At 66.5% G+C, this 17,491-nt stretch carries 18 protein-coding genes; 13 read left to right on the top strand and 5 right to left on the bottom strand.

Annotated elements, in window-relative coordinates; genetic code table 11:
• On the top strand, positions 1-826 hold an 826-nt coding region (locus tag BU28_RS0121645), incomplete at its 5' end, for a bifunctional methylenetetrahydrofolate dehydrogenase/methenyltetrahydrofolate cyclohydrolase (protein ID WP_028721299.1).
• A 123-nt stretch (positions 827-949) separates the two neighbouring features.
• Positions 950-1,834 (top strand): formyltetrahydrofolate deformylase, encoded by an 885-nt coding sequence (gene purU, locus BU28_RS0121640; protein ID WP_028719656.1) that lies wholly within the window; start codon positions 950-952, stop codon positions 1,832-1,834.
• A 51-nt stretch (positions 1,835-1,885) separates the two neighbouring features.
• Here the strand turns inward: purU and BU28_RS24060 are convergent, their stop codons facing one another.
• The 3 genes from BU28_RS24060 to BU28_RS0121625 all read right to left on the bottom strand — a co-directional run bounded on the left by BU28_RS24060 (position 1,886) and on the right by BU28_RS0121625 (position 6,072).
• The gene (locus BU28_RS24060; protein WP_051578372.1) at positions 1,886-3,592 is read right to left on the bottom strand and encodes a SulP family inorganic anion transporter; all 1,707 of its coding nucleotides are present in this window, start codon (positions 3,590-3,592) and stop codon (positions 1,886-1,888) included.
• 72 nt (positions 3,593-3,664) lie between these two features.
• The gene (locus BU28_RS0121630; RefSeq protein WP_028721298.1) at positions 3,665-3,916 is read right to left on the bottom strand and encodes a helix-turn-helix domain-containing protein; all 252 of its coding nucleotides are present in this window, start codon (positions 3,914-3,916) and stop codon (positions 3,665-3,667) included.
• A 122-nt stretch (positions 3,917-4,038) separates the two neighbouring features.
• The gene (locus BU28_RS0121625; RefSeq protein WP_028721297.1) at positions 4,039-6,072 is read right to left on the bottom strand and encodes a TonB-dependent receptor domain-containing protein; all 2,034 of its coding nucleotides are present in this window, start codon (positions 6,070-6,072) and stop codon (positions 4,039-4,041) included.
• A 241-nt stretch (positions 6,073-6,313) separates the two neighbouring features.
• On the opposite strand from BU28_RS0121625, the gene BU28_RS0121620 reads away from it, so the two are divergent.
• The 8 genes from BU28_RS0121620 to BU28_RS0121585 all read left to right on the top strand — a co-directional run bounded on the left by BU28_RS0121620 (position 6,314) and on the right by BU28_RS0121585 (position 11,276).
• On the top strand, positions 6,314-6,928 hold the full coding sequence (locus tag BU28_RS0121620) for a ribonuclease D (RefSeq protein ID WP_028721296.1): 615 nt from the start codon (positions 6,314-6,316) through the stop codon (positions 6,926-6,928).
• 9 nt (positions 6,929-6,937) lie between these two features.
• Positions 6,938-7,882: a KpsF/GutQ family sugar-phosphate isomerase gene (locus BU28_RS0121615; protein WP_088239196.1), complete on the top strand. Its 945-nt coding sequence runs from the start codon at positions 6,938-6,940 to the stop codon at positions 7,880-7,882.
• Between the two features lie 3 nt (positions 7,883-7,885).
• Entirely contained in the window at positions 7,886-8,464 is a 579-nt protein-coding gene (locus BU28_RS0121610; RefSeq protein ID WP_028721294.1) for an LPS export ABC transporter periplasmic protein LptC, read from the top strand.
• A 47-nt stretch (positions 8,465-8,511) separates the two neighbouring features.
• Positions 8,512-8,994, top strand: a complete 483-nt coding sequence (gene lptA, locus BU28_RS0121605; protein ID WP_028721293.1) for a lipopolysaccharide transport periplasmic protein LptA — start codon at positions 8,512-8,514, stop codon at positions 8,992-8,994.
• Positions 8,994-9,734, top strand: a complete 741-nt coding sequence (gene lptB / locus BU28_RS0121600) for an LPS export ABC transporter ATP-binding protein (protein WP_028721292.1) — start codon at positions 8,994-8,996, stop codon at positions 9,732-9,734. The genes lptA and lptB overlap by 1 nt, the downstream gene beginning before the upstream one ends.
• A gap of 172 nt (positions 9,735-9,906) precedes the next feature.
• Positions 9,907-10,482, top strand: coding sequence for a ribosome hibernation-promoting factor, HPF/YfiA family (gene hpf, locus BU28_RS0121595; RefSeq protein WP_028721291.1), 576 nt, complete (start codon positions 9,907-9,909; stop codon positions 10,480-10,482).
• 79 nt (positions 10,483-10,561) lie between these two features.
• Positions 10,562-11,026 (top strand): PTS sugar transporter subunit IIA, encoded by a 465-nt coding sequence (locus BU28_RS0121590; RefSeq protein WP_028721290.1) that lies wholly within the window; start codon positions 10,562-10,564, stop codon positions 11,024-11,026.
• A gap of 58 nt (positions 11,027-11,084) precedes the next feature.
• Positions 11,085-11,276 carry a hypothetical protein gene (locus tag BU28_RS0121585; protein ID WP_028721289.1) on the top strand — a complete coding sequence of 64 codons (192 nt, stop codon included), beginning with the start codon at positions 11,085-11,087 and terminating at the stop codon, positions 11,274-11,276.
• Between the two features lie 44 nt (positions 11,277-11,320).
• Here BU28_RS0121585 and BU28_RS0121580 read toward each other — a convergent pair whose 3' ends face one another.
• Positions 11,321-12,193, bottom strand: coding sequence for a branched-chain amino acid aminotransferase (locus BU28_RS0121580; protein ID WP_028721288.1), 873 nt, complete (start codon positions 12,191-12,193; stop codon positions 11,321-11,323).
• Between the two features lie 152 nt (positions 12,194-12,345).
• Here BU28_RS0121580 and BU28_RS0121575 point away from each other — a divergent pair, with 152 nt between their 5' ends.
• Entirely contained in the window at positions 12,346-12,864 is a 519-nt protein-coding gene (locus BU28_RS0121575; protein ID WP_028721287.1) for a MarR family winged helix-turn-helix transcriptional regulator, read from the top strand.
• Complete coding sequence (locus BU28_RS0121570; RefSeq protein WP_028721286.1) at positions 12,861-13,577, top strand: response regulator; 717 nt, start codon at positions 12,861-12,863, stop codon at positions 13,575-13,577. Before BU28_RS0121575 ends, BU28_RS0121570 begins: the two co-directional genes overlap by 4 nt.
• Positions 13,578-13,730: 153 nt before the next feature.
• Here BU28_RS0121570 and secA read toward each other — a convergent pair whose 3' ends face one another.
• Positions 13,731-16,436, bottom strand: coding sequence for a preprotein translocase subunit SecA (gene secA, locus BU28_RS0121565; protein WP_028721285.1), 2,706 nt, complete (start codon positions 16,434-16,436; stop codon positions 13,731-13,733).
• Positions 16,437-16,654: 218 nt separating this feature from the next.
• Between secA and BU28_RS0121560 the strand changes: the two genes are divergently transcribed.
• Complete coding sequence (locus BU28_RS0121560; protein WP_028721284.1) at positions 16,655-17,488, top strand: peptidylprolyl isomerase; 834 nt, start codon at positions 16,655-16,657, stop codon at positions 17,486-17,488.
• The last annotated feature ends 3 nt before the right edge of the window (positions 17,489-17,491 follow it).

Below are 17,491 nucleotides of genomic sequence, written 5' to 3'. Positions count from 1 at the left end.
GGTTTCGGGGCTTGCGGCGCGGGGGATCGTGCCGGGGTTGGCGGTGGTGCTGGTGGGCGAGGACCCGGCTTCGGCGGTCTATGTCAGGAACAAGGGCGTCCAGACGCGCGAGGCGGGCATGGCCTCGTGGGAGCACAGGCTGCCGGCCGAGACGGCGCAGGCGGATCTGCTGGCGCTGATCGAGACGCTGAACCATGACCCGGCGGTGCACGGCATCCTGGTGCAGCTGCCGCTGCCCGGGCACATGGACGCCGAGGCGGTGATCAACGCCATCGACCCCGCCAAGGACGTGGACGGGTTCACCATCGGCAACGTGGGCCTCCTGGGCACCGGGCAAAGGGCGATGGTGCCCTGCACGCCCCTGGGCTGCATCATGCTGCTCAAGGACCGGCTGGGCGATCTTTCCGGGCTGAACGCGGTCGTGGTCGGGCGCTCGAACATCGTCGGCAAGCCGATGGCGCAGCTTCTGCTGGCCGAGAACTGCACGGTGACCATCGCCCATTCGCGCACCCGCGACCTGGCGGCCGTCTGCCGCGGCGCCGACATCCTGGTCGCCGCCGTCGGCCGGCCGCGGATGATCCGGGGCGACTGGATCAAGCGTGGGGCCACGGTGATCGACGTCGGCATCAACCGCATCGAGGAGGACGGCCGCACCCGGCTGGTCGGCGACGTGGATTTCGACAGCGCGGCCCGGGTCGCCGGCGCCATCACCCCGGTGCCGGGAGGCGTCGGGCCGATGACCATCGCCTGCCTGCTGGCCAACACGCTGACCGCCTGCTGCCGGGCGAACGGGCTGGCCGAGCCCGATCTGACCGGGGCCGCGTGAGCCTGCGGCGGGGGCGGGGGCGCTGCCCCCACGCCCGTGCCGGGCGTCCCCCCGGGGTATTTGACAAACAGTGAAAGCCGGGCCCGGCGCGTGCCGCGGCGACATGACAGTGGAGAGAGCCCGATGACCAAGTATTGCCTGACCGTCACCTGCCCCTCGACCCGGGGGATCGTGGCCGCGATCTCGACCGCGCTGGCCGAGCAGGGCTGCAACATCGTCGATTCGAGCCAGTTCGACGATGTCGAGACCGGCCGCTTCTTCATGCGCGTGAGCTTTGTCTCCGAAGAGGGCACCGGGCTTGCGGCGCTGCAGCAAAGCCTGGCGCCCGCGGCGCAGGCCTTCGGCATGGACTATGCCTTCCACGACGAGGCCGAGAAGATGAAGGTCGTGATCATGGTCTCGCGCTTCGGCCATTGCCTGAACGACCTTCTCTACCGCTGGCGCATCGGCGCGCTGCCGATCGAGATCGTGGCGGTGATCTCGAACCACATGGACTATCAGAAGGTGGTGGTGAACCACGACATCCCGTTCCACATGATCCGGGTGACGAAGGAGAACAAGCCCGAGGCCGAGGCGCGCATCCTGGCGGTGGTCGAGGAGACCGGGGCCGAGCTGATCGTGCTGGCGCGCTACATGCAGGTCCTGTCGGACGCGATGTGCCAGAAGATGTCGGGCCGCATCATCAACATCCACCATTCGTTCCTGCCGTCCTTCAAGGGCGCCAACCCCTACAAGCAGGCCTTCGAGCGCGGCGTGAAGCTGATCGGGGCGACCAGCCACTATGTGACCGCCGACCTGGACGAGGGCCCGATCATCGAGCAGGACACCATCCGCGTGACCCACGCCCAGTCGCCCGAGGATTACGTGAGCCTTGGCCGCGACGTGGAAAGCCAGGTGCTGGCGCGTGCCATCCACGCCCACATCCACCGCCGCGTGTTCCTGAACGGCAACAAGACCGTCGTCTTCCCCGCATCGCCGGGAAGCTACGCCTCCGAGCGCATGGGCTGAAAAGGAAGGGGGGCGGCCACCGAGCCGCCCCGCACCCGGCTTCTTTCGTGGTCAAATATCCCCGCCGGAGGCGGAACCGGGGCCCTGATCCCCCCGCCGCGAAAGCGCCAAATCGATGCTGCGCGCATAGCGCACCAGAGGCGGACGCAAGCCATGGGTCAGCAGCGTCCTGCGCATCTCGCGGCTCGCCCCCGTCAGCCACAGCGTCACCCCCTGGCGCTGCGCCTTGTGCGCCAGGCCCTCGATCATGTTCGCACCGCTCGAGTCGAGGAACGGCACGGCGGTGAAATCCACAACCAGCGTGCGGGCGCCATCCTGGATATTGTCGAGCACCGAGCCGATGCTGGCGCTGGCGCCAAAGAACAGTGCCCCTGAAATGCGATAGACCACGGCATCCTGCGGCTGCGGCCTGTCGGCGGTCCTCGGGCCATCCGGGCGGTCCTCGCTGACAAAGCCGTGCTGGCTGCGCACCTCGGTCGCTCTGCTCATGCGCTGGATGAAGACCAGCGAGCCAAGCGCCAGGCCGACGACGATCGCCTCGGTCAGGTCGCGAAAGATCGTCAGGGCGAAGGTCACCGCCAGCACCGCCGCCTCGCCCCGGCCCGAGCGCAGCAGGATGGCGATGGCCGGCTTTTCGACCATGTTCCAGGCCACCACCGTCAGCACGCCCGCCAGCGCCGCCAGCGGGATGTAGGAGGCGAGCGGCGCCGCGACCAGCATGAAGGCCAGCAGGAAAACCGCATGCAGCATCCCCGCGACCGGGCCATGCGCGCCCGAGCGCACGTTCGTCGCGGTCCGCGCGATGGTGCCGGTCACGCAGAGACCGCCGAACAGCGCCGAGCCCATGTTCGCCACGCCCTGCGCCACCAGTTCGCAGTTCGAGCGGTGGCGCCGGCCGGTCATGCCGTCGGCCACCACCGCCGACAGGAGCGATTCGATGGCGCCCAGCAGCGTCAGCGACAGGGCCGAGGGCAGCAGCGTCATGATCCGCTGCACCGAAAGATCCGGCAGGGCCGGCGCCGGCAGGGTCGATGGGATGCCGCCGAACTTGCTGCCGATGGTCGTGACCTCTAGGCCGCTGACGCCCACCAGCGCCGCGGCCAGGGCAACCGCGATCAGCATCCCCGGCCAATGCGGCCGCCACCGCCGCAGCGCCAGGATCACCGCCACCGTCCCGAGCGCCAGCGCGGGGGCGGCCGGCGTGACGGTCCCCCGTGCCGACCACAGCGCGGCGAGCTTCGGAATCAGCTCCCCCGGTTCGTGGTCAAGGCTCAGGCCCAGCATCTCGCGGATCTGGCTGGCCAGGATGATGACGGCGATGCCGGCGGTAAAGCCGACCGTGACAGGAAAGGGGATGAACTTGACGAAGGTGCCCAGTCGCAGCAGCCCCATCGCGGCCAGCATCATTCCCGACAGGAATGTGGCCAGGATCAGCCCGTCCATGCCGTGCTGCGCGACGATGGCCGCGACCAGCACGATGAAGGCGCCCGCCGGTCCCCCGATCTGATAGCGCGAGCCGCCGAGCGCCGAGACCAGGAAGCCGCCGACGATGGCGGTGTGAAGCCCCTGCGCCGGGGTCGCGCCCGAGGCGATGGCGATCGCCATGGACAGCGGCAGGGCGACGATGGCGACGGTCAGGCCGGCCACGGCATCCGCGCGCAGCTGCGCCAGGCCATAGCCTTCGCGCAGGACGGTCACGAGTTTCGGGGTGAACAGGGGGGCAAGGCCGGCAGGGGCCGGGGTCGCCATCTGGGTCATGTGGGGCCGCACCTTCGGTTCGGAAGGCGGCGGGATCGTCGAAGCCGGCGGTCTCCGTCGCGGGTTGCAGGATCAGGGGTCGGATTTCAGCCGCACGCCGCGCCCGCCCGAGGGGCTGGGGACGCCGTCGCCGATCAGTTCGATGCCGGCGGCATTGAGCGCCTCGACCACGCGGGTCAGGCTTTCGACGACGCCGCGGACATTGCCGTCGCTGGCCTCCATCCGCTGGATGGTGGGGACGGACAGGCCCGCCATCTCGGCCAGCTGCTTCTGGTCGATGCCCAGCAGGGCGCGGGCCGCGCGCATCTGCGCCGATGTCATCATGGCTGATTCCCGAACCTTGATGATGCATGTCTAACATGGTGATTATGATATTTCAAACATCACCTTTGAGACATGAAAAAGGCCCCCGCGCGCGGGGGCCTTCTGGTGGTGGACCGGGTGGATCAGAAGTCCATCGTCAGGCCCAGAGTGACGGTGCGGCCGGGGGCGTAAAGCGGGTCGATCTCGCGCGTGCCACGGACACGCTGCACATAGCTCGAGCGTTCGTAATAGGTGCGGTCGAACACGTTATCGACGCCCAGGTGGACAGCGAGGTTTTCATAATTTGCCGGACGCCATTCGCCGTACAGGTTCAACACCGTATAGGAGGTGTGGTCATGGAATCCGGCATTGGTGCCGTCCGGGTTCAGCAGATGGGCTGCATCTAGCCTGCCCGCCCATTCCAAGGTCGCACCGACCTTCAGGTTGTACTCCGCGATCTCCTGATCGACATACAGCGTCGCCAGTTCACCGACAGGCATGACGGTGCCGCCATCCGGCAGCTTGTCTTCGCCGTTCTGTGTTACGTCGGCCTTGGTGAAGCTGCCGCCGACGCGGCCGCTGCCCCAGCTGTAGGCGCCTTGCAGGGTAAAGCCTTTGGAGCGGTATTCGTCGGCGTTGAACAGATAGGGCGCAGTCGTCGGATCCTCATCATACTGGCCGTCGGTATTGTATTCTCCCAGATCCTTCAGGCGCGTGTCGAAGAAGGTCAGGTTCCCGGTCCAGTTGCCCTGATTGGCGTTCAGGCCCAGCTTGATGTTGCGCGCGGTCGCTGGCTCGAACCCGTTCTCGACATAAAGGTCGGAGGTGCGGGCGTGCAGCAGCGCGTATTCGCCGAAGTTGTAGCCTGACCAGGTGTGCGACGCGCCGGCAAAGACTTCGTAGCCTTCCGCGAATTCATACGAGACCGTGCCGTTGATGCTGGCGCCGGTGTCGCTGTGGCGCTCGCCGTTCCAGTCGGTGAATCGGTGGTGGTCCAGCCGCAGTCCGGTCGAAACGTCGATGCCATTGTCGAATTCGAAGCGGCCCTGCACGAAGGCGCCGATCTGCATCGTTTCCATGGTCCAGTGACGGCGGTCGGTGTCGCCGTAATTGTCCACATCGTAATCGTCATAGGCCCAGTCGACGCCCGACGTGATCTTGCCTTGGCCCAGCGTATAGGTGTTCTGAAGCTTGCCCCCGATGCTGCGGTTCTTGAGATTCATGTCGCCGTTGGTGCTGCCGACCAGATAATCCGGGCGTTCGTATTTGTTGCTGCTGACGAACAGCATCGCCTCGGGGTCCCAGGCGTCGGTCGGCGCGGTCGAGCTGTATTTCAGCGACAGCGTATCGCGCGTGACCTTCAGCGGATAGACGCCGCGGTCCAGGCCCTCGCCGTAAAGGTCCATGTTCATCTTGATGGTGCGGTCGCCATCGTCCTCGGTATGGTCATAGGCCAGTTCGACACGCCGGCCGTCCTGTTCGTAGCCCAGCTTGACCAGGCCGCCGCGCAGGGCAGGTTCGGTCCCGTCCATCTCGAGCCCGTTGCCGGCCTCGTAGTTCTTGCCGTCGGTGCCGTGGATCATCGCGAACCAGTCGAAGCCCTCGTAAAGGCCATAGCCCGCCAGCGAGCCCGAGACGCCGCGCCCGTTCGTGCCCCAGGACAGGGCCGCGCGACCGCCCTGCGTGCGCCCGTCGGTCAGAAGGTCGCGCGCGCCCACGGTTTCATAGCGCACTGCACCGGCAGCGGCGCCGAAACCGGCATCGGCGGCGGCGGCACCGGCCTCGACCTCGACCGACTTCAGGAAGGCCGGGTCGATCACATTCGATCCGGTGTGGTGCCAGCTGGTCGGCCCCTGCGGCACGCCGTCGACGCTGACCGCCAGGTTCGACTGCTCCAGGCCAAAGACGTGGATGCGCTTGGACGGGCCCGCGCCGCCCGAGACGGTGATCGCCGAATCGCGGGCAAACAGTTCGGACACGTCCGCCGGCTGCAGAATTTCCAGATCCTCGGCGGTGACGCTGATGCCGCCGGTCGCCTCGACGTTCTCCTGCCCGTCCGCAACCAGCGTCAGGGGCTGCAGGGTGATCGCTTCGGCTGGGGTTTCCTGTGCGGAAAGCGCTGTGCCCAAGGCAAGCGAAGAGACGCTCGCCAATGCAAGAATGCGGCGAAATTTCATGGATTTGCCTGTGTCTAAGTTCCGTTCGCGGCGAGTTATAGAAAGGCCGGGCATTATGGCAAGTATTTTACTAAGGTATTTCGGTTTTGTCTGCGTGGACGTCGCCCCCCTGTTGCGCCGATGCCGCAGTTGTCGCCATTTCCGTCAGCCGGGGAACGTGACGGCGTGCCGAATCGGGGGCTGGCGCGGCGTGCGGCTTTGGGGTTAAGCCTCGGCATCGCCAATCCAGCCCGGGGGCTTCATGAGCATCCATCTTTATCAGAACGACCTGCCCGAGGATCTGGACCTGGGCCCGGTCGTCGCCATCGACACCGAGACGATGGGCCTGGACGCGCGCCGCGACCGGCTGTGCCTGGTGCAGCTGTCCTCGGGCGACGGAGAGGCGCATCTGGTCCAGATCGCGCGCGGCCAGCGCAACGCGCCGAACCTGTGCCGGATGCTGACCGATCCCCAGGTGCTGAAGCTGTTCCATTTCGGCCGCTTCGACATTGCCGCGCTCGAGGCGGCCTTCGGCGTCGTCACCGCCCCGGTCTGGTGCACCAAGATCGCCAGCAAGATGATCCGCACCTTCACCGACCGGCACGGGCTGAAGTATCTGCTGAGCGAACTGGTCGGCGTCGATGTCTCGAAACAGCAGCAGACCAGCGACTGGGGCGCGGCCGAGCTGACGGACGCACAGCTGGAATACGCGGCGTCGGACGTGCTGTATCTGCACCGGCTGAAGGCCGAACTGGAAAAGCGTCTGGAACGCGAGGGCCGCACCGGCCTCGCGCAGGCCTGTTTCGATTTCCTGCCCGCCCGTGCCCATCTGGACCTGATGGGCTGGGGGGATGAAAACGACATCTTCCACCACTAGATGACCGCCATGAGCGCCTATCTCGACACCGCCCGCCGGGTGATCCGAACCGAAATCGACGGGCTTCAGGCCCTGGCCGCGGGGCTGGACGACAGCTTCGACCGTGCCATCGAAATCATCCTGGCGGCGCGGGGGCGGGTCGTCGTCTCGGGCATGGGCAAGTCGGGCCATGTCGGGCGCAAGATCGCGGCGACGCTGGCCTCGACCGGGACGCCCGCACAATTCGTCCATCCGGGAGAGGCGAGCCACGGCGACCTGGGCATGGTTACCGAAAACGACGTGGCGCTGGTCCTGTCCAATTCCGGCGAGACGCCCGAACTGGCCGACCTGATCGCCCACACCCGGCGCTTTTCCATCCCGCTGATCGGGGTCGCCTCGCGCCCCGGATCGACCCTGCTGCGGCAGTCCGACGTGGCGCTGGTCCTGCCCGCCGCGCCCGAGGCCTGCGGATCGGGGATCGTGCCGACCACCTCGACCACCATGACCATGGCGCTTGGCGACGCGCTGGCCATCGCGCTGATGGAGCACCGCAAGTTCACGCCGGAACATTTCCGCACCTTCCATCCCGGCGGCAAGCTGGGGGCCAAGCTGTCGCGCGTGGGCGACCTGATGCACCGTGACATTCCCCTGGTCGCCGAAGGCGCGCCCATGTCCGAGGCCCTGCTGGTCATCAGCCAGAAAGGCTTTGGCGTGACTGGCGTCACCGATGCGCAGGGCGCGCTTTCGGGCATCATCACCGACGGCGACCTGCGGCGGCACATGCAGGGGCTGCTGGACCTGCGGGCCGAACAGGTGATGACCCGCAACCCGCGCACCATCTCGCCCGACAAGCTGGCCGAAGAGGCGCTGGCGCAGATGCAGGACCGCAAGATCACCAGCCTGTTCGCGGTCGAGGGCGACCGTCCCGTCGGGCTGCTGCACATCCACGACTTCCTGCGCACCGGGATGGTCTAGGCCATGCTGCGGTCGCGCATCGTGGCCTGGCTGCGGGTGATCCTGCCCCTGACGGCGCTGGGGCTTTTGTCGGTGCTGTTCCTGCTGGGGCGCGGGCCCGAGCCGGACGCGACCATCCCCTATGCCACGGTCGATCCGCAGGACCTGGCCGAACGGCAGGCGATCACCAATCCGACCTATACCGGCGTCACCAGCAGCGGGGCGCAGCTGACCATCTCGGGGAACGAGGCGGTGCCGGGGCCGGAACGCGGTGACGGAAGCCTCAGCAATGTGCGCATGACGCTGCGCGCGGCGGACGGGCGGGCGGCCGACGTGACGGCGGGGACGGCGCAATTCGTCGACGGCATCGCGACACTGTCCGACGGGGTGCGGCTGACCACGGCCGACGGCTGGGTGGTGACCGCGCCCGAGTTCCGCGCCCTGACCGGCGAGGGGGTGGTCAGCGCCGACCGGCAGGTCGATGTCCGCGCGCCCTTTGGCGATCTGACCGCCGGCGCCATGGAGCTGCGCCCGCAATCACCGGGCAAGGCCGATCACGTTCTTGATTTGAAGGGCGGAGTCCGGTTGATATACCGCCCATGACCGCGGCACCCCGGCCGGGGCGCCCTGCGGCAGAAAGGATTCGCGCGATGACCCGGCTTGGCCTGCTGCCTCTTATCCTTTGGCTTGCGCTGGGGCAGGCGGCGCTGGCGCAAAGCAGCGGCTTTGGCAATGCCCAGGACGTCAAGCAGCCGGTCGAGGTGACGGCCGACCAGTTGCAGGTGGACCAGCGTACGGGCCTTGCGGTCTTTACCGGCAATGTGCTGATCGGCCAGGGCGGGATGCGGCTGTCGGCCGACAAGGTGACCGTGACCTATGCCCAGGGCAATGCGCAGCGCATCAGCGCGCTCAAGGCCGAAGGCAACGTGACCCTGTCCAGCGGCAGCGACGCGGCCGAGGCCCGGACCGCCGACTACAATGTCGAGCGCGGCACCGTCATCCTGACCGGCGACGTGCTGCTGACCCAGGGCGCCAATGTGCTGGCGGGCCAGACCGTGACGGTCGACCTGGCCACCGGCACCGCGCAGGCCCAGGGCCGGGTGCGCAGCGTCCTGCAACCGGAGAGCCAGTGATGTCGGACCCCGTTCCCGCCGGCCTGCGCGTGCGCGGGCTGCGCAAATCCTATCGCAACCGGCCCGTGATCCGCGACGTGGCGCTGGGGCTGGACCGGGGCGAGGTGGTGGCGCTGCTGGGGCCGAACGGCTCGGGCAAGACGACCTGCTTTTACTGCGTGGCCGGCCTGGTCGCGCCCGATTCGGGACAGGTCAGTATCGACGGCCGCGACGCCACGCGCCTGCCGATGTATCGCCGCGCGCAGATGGGCATCGGCTATCTGCCGCAGGAGATGTCGATCTTTCGCGGGCTGTCGGTCGAACAGAACATCCTGGCCGTGCTGGAGCTGGTCTGCCGCGACGCCCACCACCGGCGCGAGCGGCTGGAAACCCTGCTGGGCGAGTTTTCCATCGAGCATCTGCGCAACGCCTCGGCCATGGCGCTGTCGGGGGGCGAACGGCGTCGCGTGGAAATCGCCCGCTGCCTGGCGGCCAATCCGTCCTATCTGCTGCTGGACGAACCCTTCGCCGGCGTCGACCCCATCGCCGTGGGCGAAATCCGGGGTCTGGTCCATGACCTGAAAAGCCGGGGCATCGGCGTGCTCATCACCGACCACAACGTGCGCGAGACGCTCGAGATCGTGGACCGCGCCTATATCCTGCACGACGGCCATGTGCTGAAATCGGGCACCACCGCCGAAATCGTGGACGATCCGCAGGTCCGGCGCGTCTATCTGGGCGAAACCTTCCGCATGAACTGATGCGGCCTGGCGTCGCGGCAGGAAACCAGTTCCCCCGGCGCCGGTTGACAGAAGGGTCGCGCTGTCACCAAATGGATACAGGACGGGCAGCACGAACCCGCCCGACAACCCGGACGGCATCGCCGCGAGGGCGGCGTGACGTAACGGCCGGACAATGAAAGGACGGACCAACATGCGCTATCAGATCAGCGGAAAACAGATCGACGTCGGGGATGCTCTCTCGACGCATGTAAAGACCCAGCTGGGCGAGACGATCGACAAGTATTCGCAGCGCCCCACCGATGCCACGGTCATCTTTTCGCGGAACGCGCATGAATTCATCTGCGACGCCGTCGTGCACCTGTCCACCGGCCTGAACGTCCAGGCCAAGGGCGCCTCGACCGAGATCTATGCCGCTTTCGAACAGTGCAAGGAACGGATGGACAAGCAGCTGCGCCGCTACAAGCGCCGGCTCAAGGATCACCACAAGGACCGGGTGGAGCCGGTTGCCTTCGAGGCTGCGGGAATGTATGTGCTGGCCGCCGACGAGGACGAATGGGAAACGCAGGACGATCGCCTGCAACCCATGATCATCGCCGAGATGGAAACGCGGGTTCCCACCCTGTCCGTCGGCGAGGCGGTGATGCAGATGGAGCTGGCGGGCACGCCGCTTCTGGTGTTCCGCAACGAAAAGCACGGGGGCGTCAACGTGGTCCATCGGCGTGACGATGGCAACGTGGGCTGGATAGACCCCCGCAATCTGGGTTAGACTGCAGGACGAGCAGTCTTGTTGAACACGATGTCCCGGTCATGTCGACATGACCGGGACTTGGATAATTTCGGGCGATATGCAGATCAGCGACATCCTCTCTCCCGCCGCCGTGCGGACGATGACCCAGAGCACCAGCAAGAAGCGGTTGTTCCAGGAAATCGCCGAACAGGCTCGGGCCATCTATGGCGTCGATGCCACCCATACCCTGGATGCGTTGCAGGAACGCGAATCGCTGGGTCCGACCGGGGTCGGCCACGGTGTGGCGCTGCCCCATGCCCGGCTGCACGGGCTGGACCGGGTGGTAGGGCTGTTCCTGCGGCTGGAAAAGCCGCTGGACTTCGACGCGGTGGACCGCCAGCCGGTGGACCTGATCTTTGCCCTGCTCGCACCCAAGAATTCGGGCGTCGACCACCTCAAGGCACTGGCGCTGGTGTCGCGCACGCTGCGCGACAGTGAGCTGCGCAGCAAGTTGCGCGCGAACGACGACCCGGTGGCGCTGCATGCGATGCTTTCCGCCGCCCCGGGCATCAAGGCCGCCTGAGGGGTGAAATCCTTGCCGCGATGCGCTATATTGGCCTTCCCTTGAGGGAGGGTTGATGATGACCAGACATATCGCAGACAAATCCCACGACGACAGCGCCGGACGCCTCCGGCACTATCTTCGCCACGAACGCGAGGAGGCGGTTCATCCCGCCATTCTGGCCCTGCGCGCCCGCCCGCGCGAGGCGGCGTTGCCCGCCAGCCGGCGCGCAACCGAATATGCCCGCATCGAACGCGGGCATCGGGTCTAGGGCGATGGCCGGCTCCGCCAAGGTGCGCGGGGCCGGCCATCCCGTCAGGCGCGGACCAGCGCCTCATAGGTTTCGGCGATCTTGCGCGTGACCGGGCCGACCTGGAAATGCCAGTCCTCGCCGATCTGGGCCACGGGCGTCACCTCGGCTGCGGTGCCGGTCAGGAAGCACTCCTGGAATTCCTTGACCTCGTGGGGCGTGATGCGGCGTTCGTGGACGGTCACACCCTGATCCTTCAGCAGCTGCACGATGGTCTGGCGCGTGATGCCGTTCAGGAAGCGGTCTGCCAGGGGCGTGTGGACCTCGCCATCCTTGACGAAGAAGACGTTGGCACCGGTCGCCTCGGCGACATAGCCCTCCCAGTCCATGAACAGCGCGTCCGAGCACCCCTTGGCCTCGGCCGCGTGCTTGGACATGGTGCAGATCATGTAAAGGCCGGCAGCCTTGGCGGCGGTCGGGATGGTTTCCGGGCTGGGCCGCTTCCACTTGGCGATGTCCAGTTTCGCCCCCTGCCATTTCGCGTCGCCGTAATAGCTGCCCCATTCCCAGGCCGCGACCGCCATGCGCACGGGGTTGCGCGCCGCCGAGACGCCCATGTCCGGGCCCGAGCCGCGCCACATCACCGCGCGGACATAGGCATCGGTGAAGCCGTTGGCGTTCAGCACCGCTTCCTTGGCGGCGTCGATTTCCTCGGCGGTATAGGGCGATGCCATGTCCAGCAGCCGGGCCGATTCGATCAGCCGCAGCGAATGTTCATGGCCCTTGAAGATCTTGCCATTGTAGCACCGCTCGCCTTCGAACACCGAGCTTGCATAGTGCAGCGCATGGGTCAGGATGTGGACATTGGCTTCGCGCCAGTCCACCAGTTCGCCATCCATCCAGATTTTGCCGTCACGATCGTCGTAAGCGCCTGCCATTTTTCCCTCCGGCCGGTCTGTTTTTCGGATTGTTGCGCCTGCCTGCAGCGATCCGCATATAAAATTGCGCAACTTGACATCCGAGCTATCTATTGATGATTGGAAAGTCAACAAGCCTGACGTAAATAGGAGCCATGCACCAGGGGGAAGCCATGCAGAATAAAGTCAGCCTTGCTCCGGTCGGCGGCGAAAATCTGCTGTTCCTGACCGATGACCAGTTGCGCCGCGGGATCGAGGCGATGTTCTTCGCCTATCGCGCCTTCACCGCCGATCCCGACCTGATCCTGGCGGACATGGACTATGGCCGCGCCCATCACCGGGCCCTGCATTTCATCCACCGCGATCCCGGATTGACCGTCACCGCGCTGCTGGACGTGCTGGGCGTGACCAAGCAGTCGCTGAACCGCGTCCTGCGGACCCTGGTCGACGACGGGCTGGTCGAAAGCCGCATCGGGCGGCGCGACCGCCGCGAACGGCAGCTGTTTCTGACCGAAAAGGGCACGGCACTCGAGCGGCGGCTGTCCGAGGCGCAGCGCGCCCGGATGCGTGCCGCCTATCGCGCTGCCGGCCCTCAGGCCGTCGCCGGCTTTCGCCAGGTGCTTGAGGCGATGATGGACCGTGATACGCTGCGCCAGTTCCGTGCCCTCAAGGACCTGCCCGAACCGCAATGACGCCCCAAGACCCGCCCTCGGCCCACATCCTGGTCGTTGATGACGACGAACGCATCCGCAGCCTGCTGAAGCGCTTCCTGATGCGCAGCGGCTTTCTGGTGACCACCGCCCGCGACGCGGCCCAGGCGCGCCGTTTGCTGTCGGGGCTCGACTTCGACCTGATCGTGCTCGATGTGATGATGCCGGGCGAGGATGGAGTTTCTCTGACGCGCGACCTGCGCAAAAGCCGCGCAGTGCCGATCCTGCTGCTGACCGCCAAGGGCGAGACGCAGGACCGCATCGCGGGCCTGGAAAGCGGTGCGGACGATTACCTGGCCAAGCCCTTCGAGCCGCGCGAGCTGCTGCTGCGGATCTCGGCCATCCTGCGCCGGGTGCCCGCCGCGGAAAGCCGGGGGCCCAAGTTCCTGTCGATCGGTCCCCTGCGCTATGACGCGGACAAGGGCGAGTTGTGGCAGGGTGACGTGCCGCTGCGCCTGACCGGGACGGAACAGGCGCTGCTGCGCCGCCTGGCCGACACGCCGCGCCAACCCGTCAGCCGCAGCGCCCTGATCGAGGACCTGGGCCGGGGGCCCGCCGAGGAACCAGGCGAGAATTCGGAACGCGCCATCGATGTGCAGATCACCCGCCTGCGCCGCAAGATCGAGCCCGACCCGCGCGAGCCGCGCTACCTGCAGACGGTGCGGGGGACCGGCTACATGCTGGTGCCCGACTAAGCGGGCTCCGCTTTGGCGGCAAGGCCGGTCTTGGGTATTTGAAAAACAGTGAAAGCCCGCCGCGCCGTGCCCGGTTTCACCGTTTTCCAAATACCCATGATGCGTGTCCTCCACCCACGAGGCGCATGAAAAAGGGGCCCGAAGGCCCCCGCTTCACGCCAGCACGCCGTGGCAGTGCTTGAATTTCTGGCCCGAGCCACAGGGGCAGGGATCGTTGCGCGACGGGTTGCCCCAGGTACTAGGGTCGGTTTCGTCGAAGCCCGGCACGCGACCCGAGACTTCGCCGCCCTCGGCCTCTTCGTGCTGCGCCTCGAGTTGGGCCTCGGTGTCGGCCTGGCTTTGCTGGTACTGGCGCAGCATCTCTTCGCGCTCGGCATCGGTCAGTGGTCGGATGCGGGCCAGTTGCTGGGTCACGTCGAAGCGCAGCCCGTCCAGCATCTTTTCGAACAGCTGGAAGGCCTCGGTCTTGTATTCGGACAGCGGGTCGCGCTGCGCATAGCCGCGGAAGCCCACGACCGAGCGCAGATGCTCCAGCGTCACCAGATGCTCGCGCCATTTCGCGTCGATCTGCTGCAGCAGCACCTGTTTTTCGATCTGACGCATGTTGGCGTCGCCGAACTGCTCGGCCTTCTGGGCCATGTAGGCGTCGGTTGCCTGCTGGACGCGTTCGCGCATGGCGTCCTGGTCCACGCCGTCCTCGGCCGCCCATTCGGCGACCGGCAGGTCCAGGTTCAACTGCTCGATCACCGCCTGCTTCAGCCCCTCGACGTTCCACTGCTCGGCATAGGAGCGCGGCGGCAGGTATTCGTCGATCAGGTCGTCGATGACCTGGGCGCGCATGTCGGCGGCGACCTCGGCCACCTCCTCGGTATGCATGATTTCCAGCCGCTGGCTGAAGATCGCCTTGCGCTGGTCGTTCATCACGTCGTCGAACTTCAGCAGCTGCTTGCGGATGTCGAAGTTGCGCGCCTCGACCTTGGCCTGGGCGCGTTCCAGCGACTTGTTGACCCAGGGGTGGACGATGGCCTCGCCTTCTTTCATGCCGAGCGTCGACAGCACCTTGTCCAGGCGCTCCGAGCCGAAGATCCGCATTAGGTCGTCTTCCAGCGACAGGAAGAACAGCGAGCGGCCGGGGTCGCCCTGCCGGCCCGAGCGGCCGCGCAGCTGGTTGTCGATGCGGCGGCTTTCGTGGCGCTCGGTGGCCAGAACGAACAGCCCGCCGGCGTCCAGGACGGCCTGTTTCTCGGTGGCGTGCTCGGCCTCGATGCGGGCGCGCAGCTCGTCGGGGTTCGCCTCGGGATCGGCGGCCAGCGCCTCCATCACCTTCATCTCGACATTGCCGCCCAGCTGGATGTCGGTGCCGCGGCCGGCCATGTTGGTGGCGATGGTCACGGCGCCCAGCTTGCCGGCGTCGGCGACGATCTGGGCCTCGGCCTCGTGCTGGCGGGCGTTCAGGACGTTGTGGGGGATTTGTGCTTTGGTCAGCATCTGGGACAGCATCTCGGATTTCTCGATGCTGGTGGTGCCAACCAGGATCGGCTGGCCCTTTTCATGCGCCTCGCGGATCGCCTCGAGGACGGCGGCGTATTTCTCGGTCGCGGTACGATAGACGCGGTCGTGTTCATCGATGCGCTGCACGGGACGGTTGGTCGGCACCTCGACCACGCCCAGCTTGTAGATCTCGGCGAATTCCTCGGCCTCGGTCGCGGCGGTGCCGGTCATGCCCGAGAGCTTGTCATACAGGCGGAAGTAGTTCTGGAAGGTGACCGAAGCCAGCGTCACGTTCTCGGGCTGGATGTCCACGCCCTCTTTCGCCTCGATGGCCTGGTGGAGGCCGTCGGACAGGCGGCGGCCCTTCATCATGCGGCCGGTGAACTCGTCGATCAGCACCACCTCGCCGTCGCGGACGATATAGTGCTGGTCGCGCATGAACAGCTTGTGGGCGCGCATCGCCTGGTTGGCATGGTGCACGATGGTGGTCGATTCCGGGTCGTAGAGCGTCTGGCCCTCGGGCAGGACGCCCGCGGCCTGCAGGCGCTTTTCCAGAAACTCGTTGCCTTCCTCGGTAAAGGTCGCGTTGCGGGCCTTTTCGTCCAGCTTGTAATGCTCGGGCGTCAGTTCGGGCATGAAGGCGTCCAGCGTGCGGTACAGCTCGCTGCGGTCCTGGCTGGGGCCCGAGATGATCAGCGGCGTGCGCGCCTCGTCGATCAGGATCGAGTCGACCTCGTCCACGATGGCAAAGAAATGCCCGCGCTGGGTCATCTGGTCGATGGAGCCCTTCATGTTGTCGCGCAGGTAGTCGAAGCCCAGCTCGTTGTTCGTGGCATAGGTCACGTCGGCCTGATAGGCCTGCCGCTTTTCGGCATCATCCTGGAAGGGATAGACCACGCCCGTGGTCATGCCGAGCTGCGCAAAGACCTTGCCCATCCAATGCGCGTCGCGCTTGGCCAGATAGTCGTTGACGGTGACGACATGCACGCCCTTGCCGGCCAGCGCGTTCAGATAGGCCGGGAAGGTCGCGACCAGGGTCTTGCCCTCGCCCGTCTTCATCTCAGCGATGTTGCCCTGGTGCAGAAAGATGCCGCCCATCAGCTGGGTGTCGAAGGCGCGCAGACCCAGCGCGCGGCGCGCCCCTTCGCGGCAGTTGGCGAAGGCTTCGGGCAGCAGCTTGTCCAGATCCTCGCCCGACTGCGCGCGGCCCTGCAACTCGCGGGTCTTGCCGATCAGGTCGGCGTCGGACAGGGCGCGGAACTGTTCCTCCAGCGCGTTGATCTGCGCGACCAGCGGGCGGACCGATTTCACCTTGCGGTCATTGGGCGTGCCAAAGACCAGTTTCGCCAAGTTTCCGATGCCGAGCATGTGAGCCTTCAAAATCGCGTATCTGGGGGTGCGCGGGACGTTCCGCCCACTTGCCGCCACCATTCGCCTTGCCCTATCACATGGGCCGGAAAAACGGCGACGGGCGCGCATTTTCGGTTGGGCCGGATGTATGCGCCAAGCGCCAGACTGTCAATGTTCGCGCCCGTTCACCTGTGCGTGGCGCGTCCTTTAGGAACCAGTCCCGGGAAGGGGAAAACATGCTGAAACCGTTTCTTGCCGCCGCGGCGCTTGCCGCCCTGCCGCTGGCCGCTATTGCCCAGGATGCCGACACCGTCGTCGCCACCGTGAACGGCGAGGCGATCACCCTGGGCCAGCTGGTGGTGATGCGGCAGGGGCTGGACGCCCAGACGACGCAGGGCCTGCCCGACAGCGCGCTGTGGGACCTGATGCTGGACCAGATGATCCGCCAGACCGCCGTCGCGCAGGACGCCCAGCCGCTGAGCAAGCGCGACACCGCCGCGCTTGAGGTCGAGAAGCGCGCCTATCTGGCCGGTTCGGTGCTGGAGAAGGTCGCCTCGGCCGAGCCGACCGAGGATGAGCTGAAGGCCGCCTACGACCAGGCCTTCGGCGGCCAGAACGCCGAGCGTCAGGAATACAACGCCGCCCATATCCTGGTGAAGACCAAGGAAGAGGCCGAGGCGATCGAAAAGCAACTGAAGGAGGGGGCCGATTTTGGCGCGCTCGCGGCCGAGAAATCGACCGATCCGACCTCGGGGCCGAACAAGGGCGACTTGGGCTGGTTCCAGCCTGACCAGATGGTCGCGCCCTTTGCCGACGCGCTCAAGGCGATGAAAAAGGGCGACGTGTCCCAGCCGGTCGAGACCCAGTTCGGCTGGCATGTCATCAAGCTGATCGACCAGCGCGCCGTGGTTCCGCCCAAGTTCGACGAGGTCAAGGACCAGATCGCCGTGCAGGTCCGCCGCGACAAGGTCCAGGCCGCGATCGAGGCCCGCGTGGCCGAGTCCAAGGTCGAAAAGACCGAAGGGCTTAGCCCCGACCTGCTGAACAAGACCGACATCCTGGGGAACTGATCC

This window comes from Paracoccus yeei ATCC BAA-599, from assembly GCF_000622145.1.
Classification (GTDB): Bacteria; Pseudomonadota; Alphaproteobacteria; order Rhodobacterales; family Rhodobacteraceae; genus Paracoccus; species Paracoccus yeei.
Note: the sequence above shows the minus strand (reverse complement) of the source record. Positions and strands in the feature narration are given on the sequence as shown.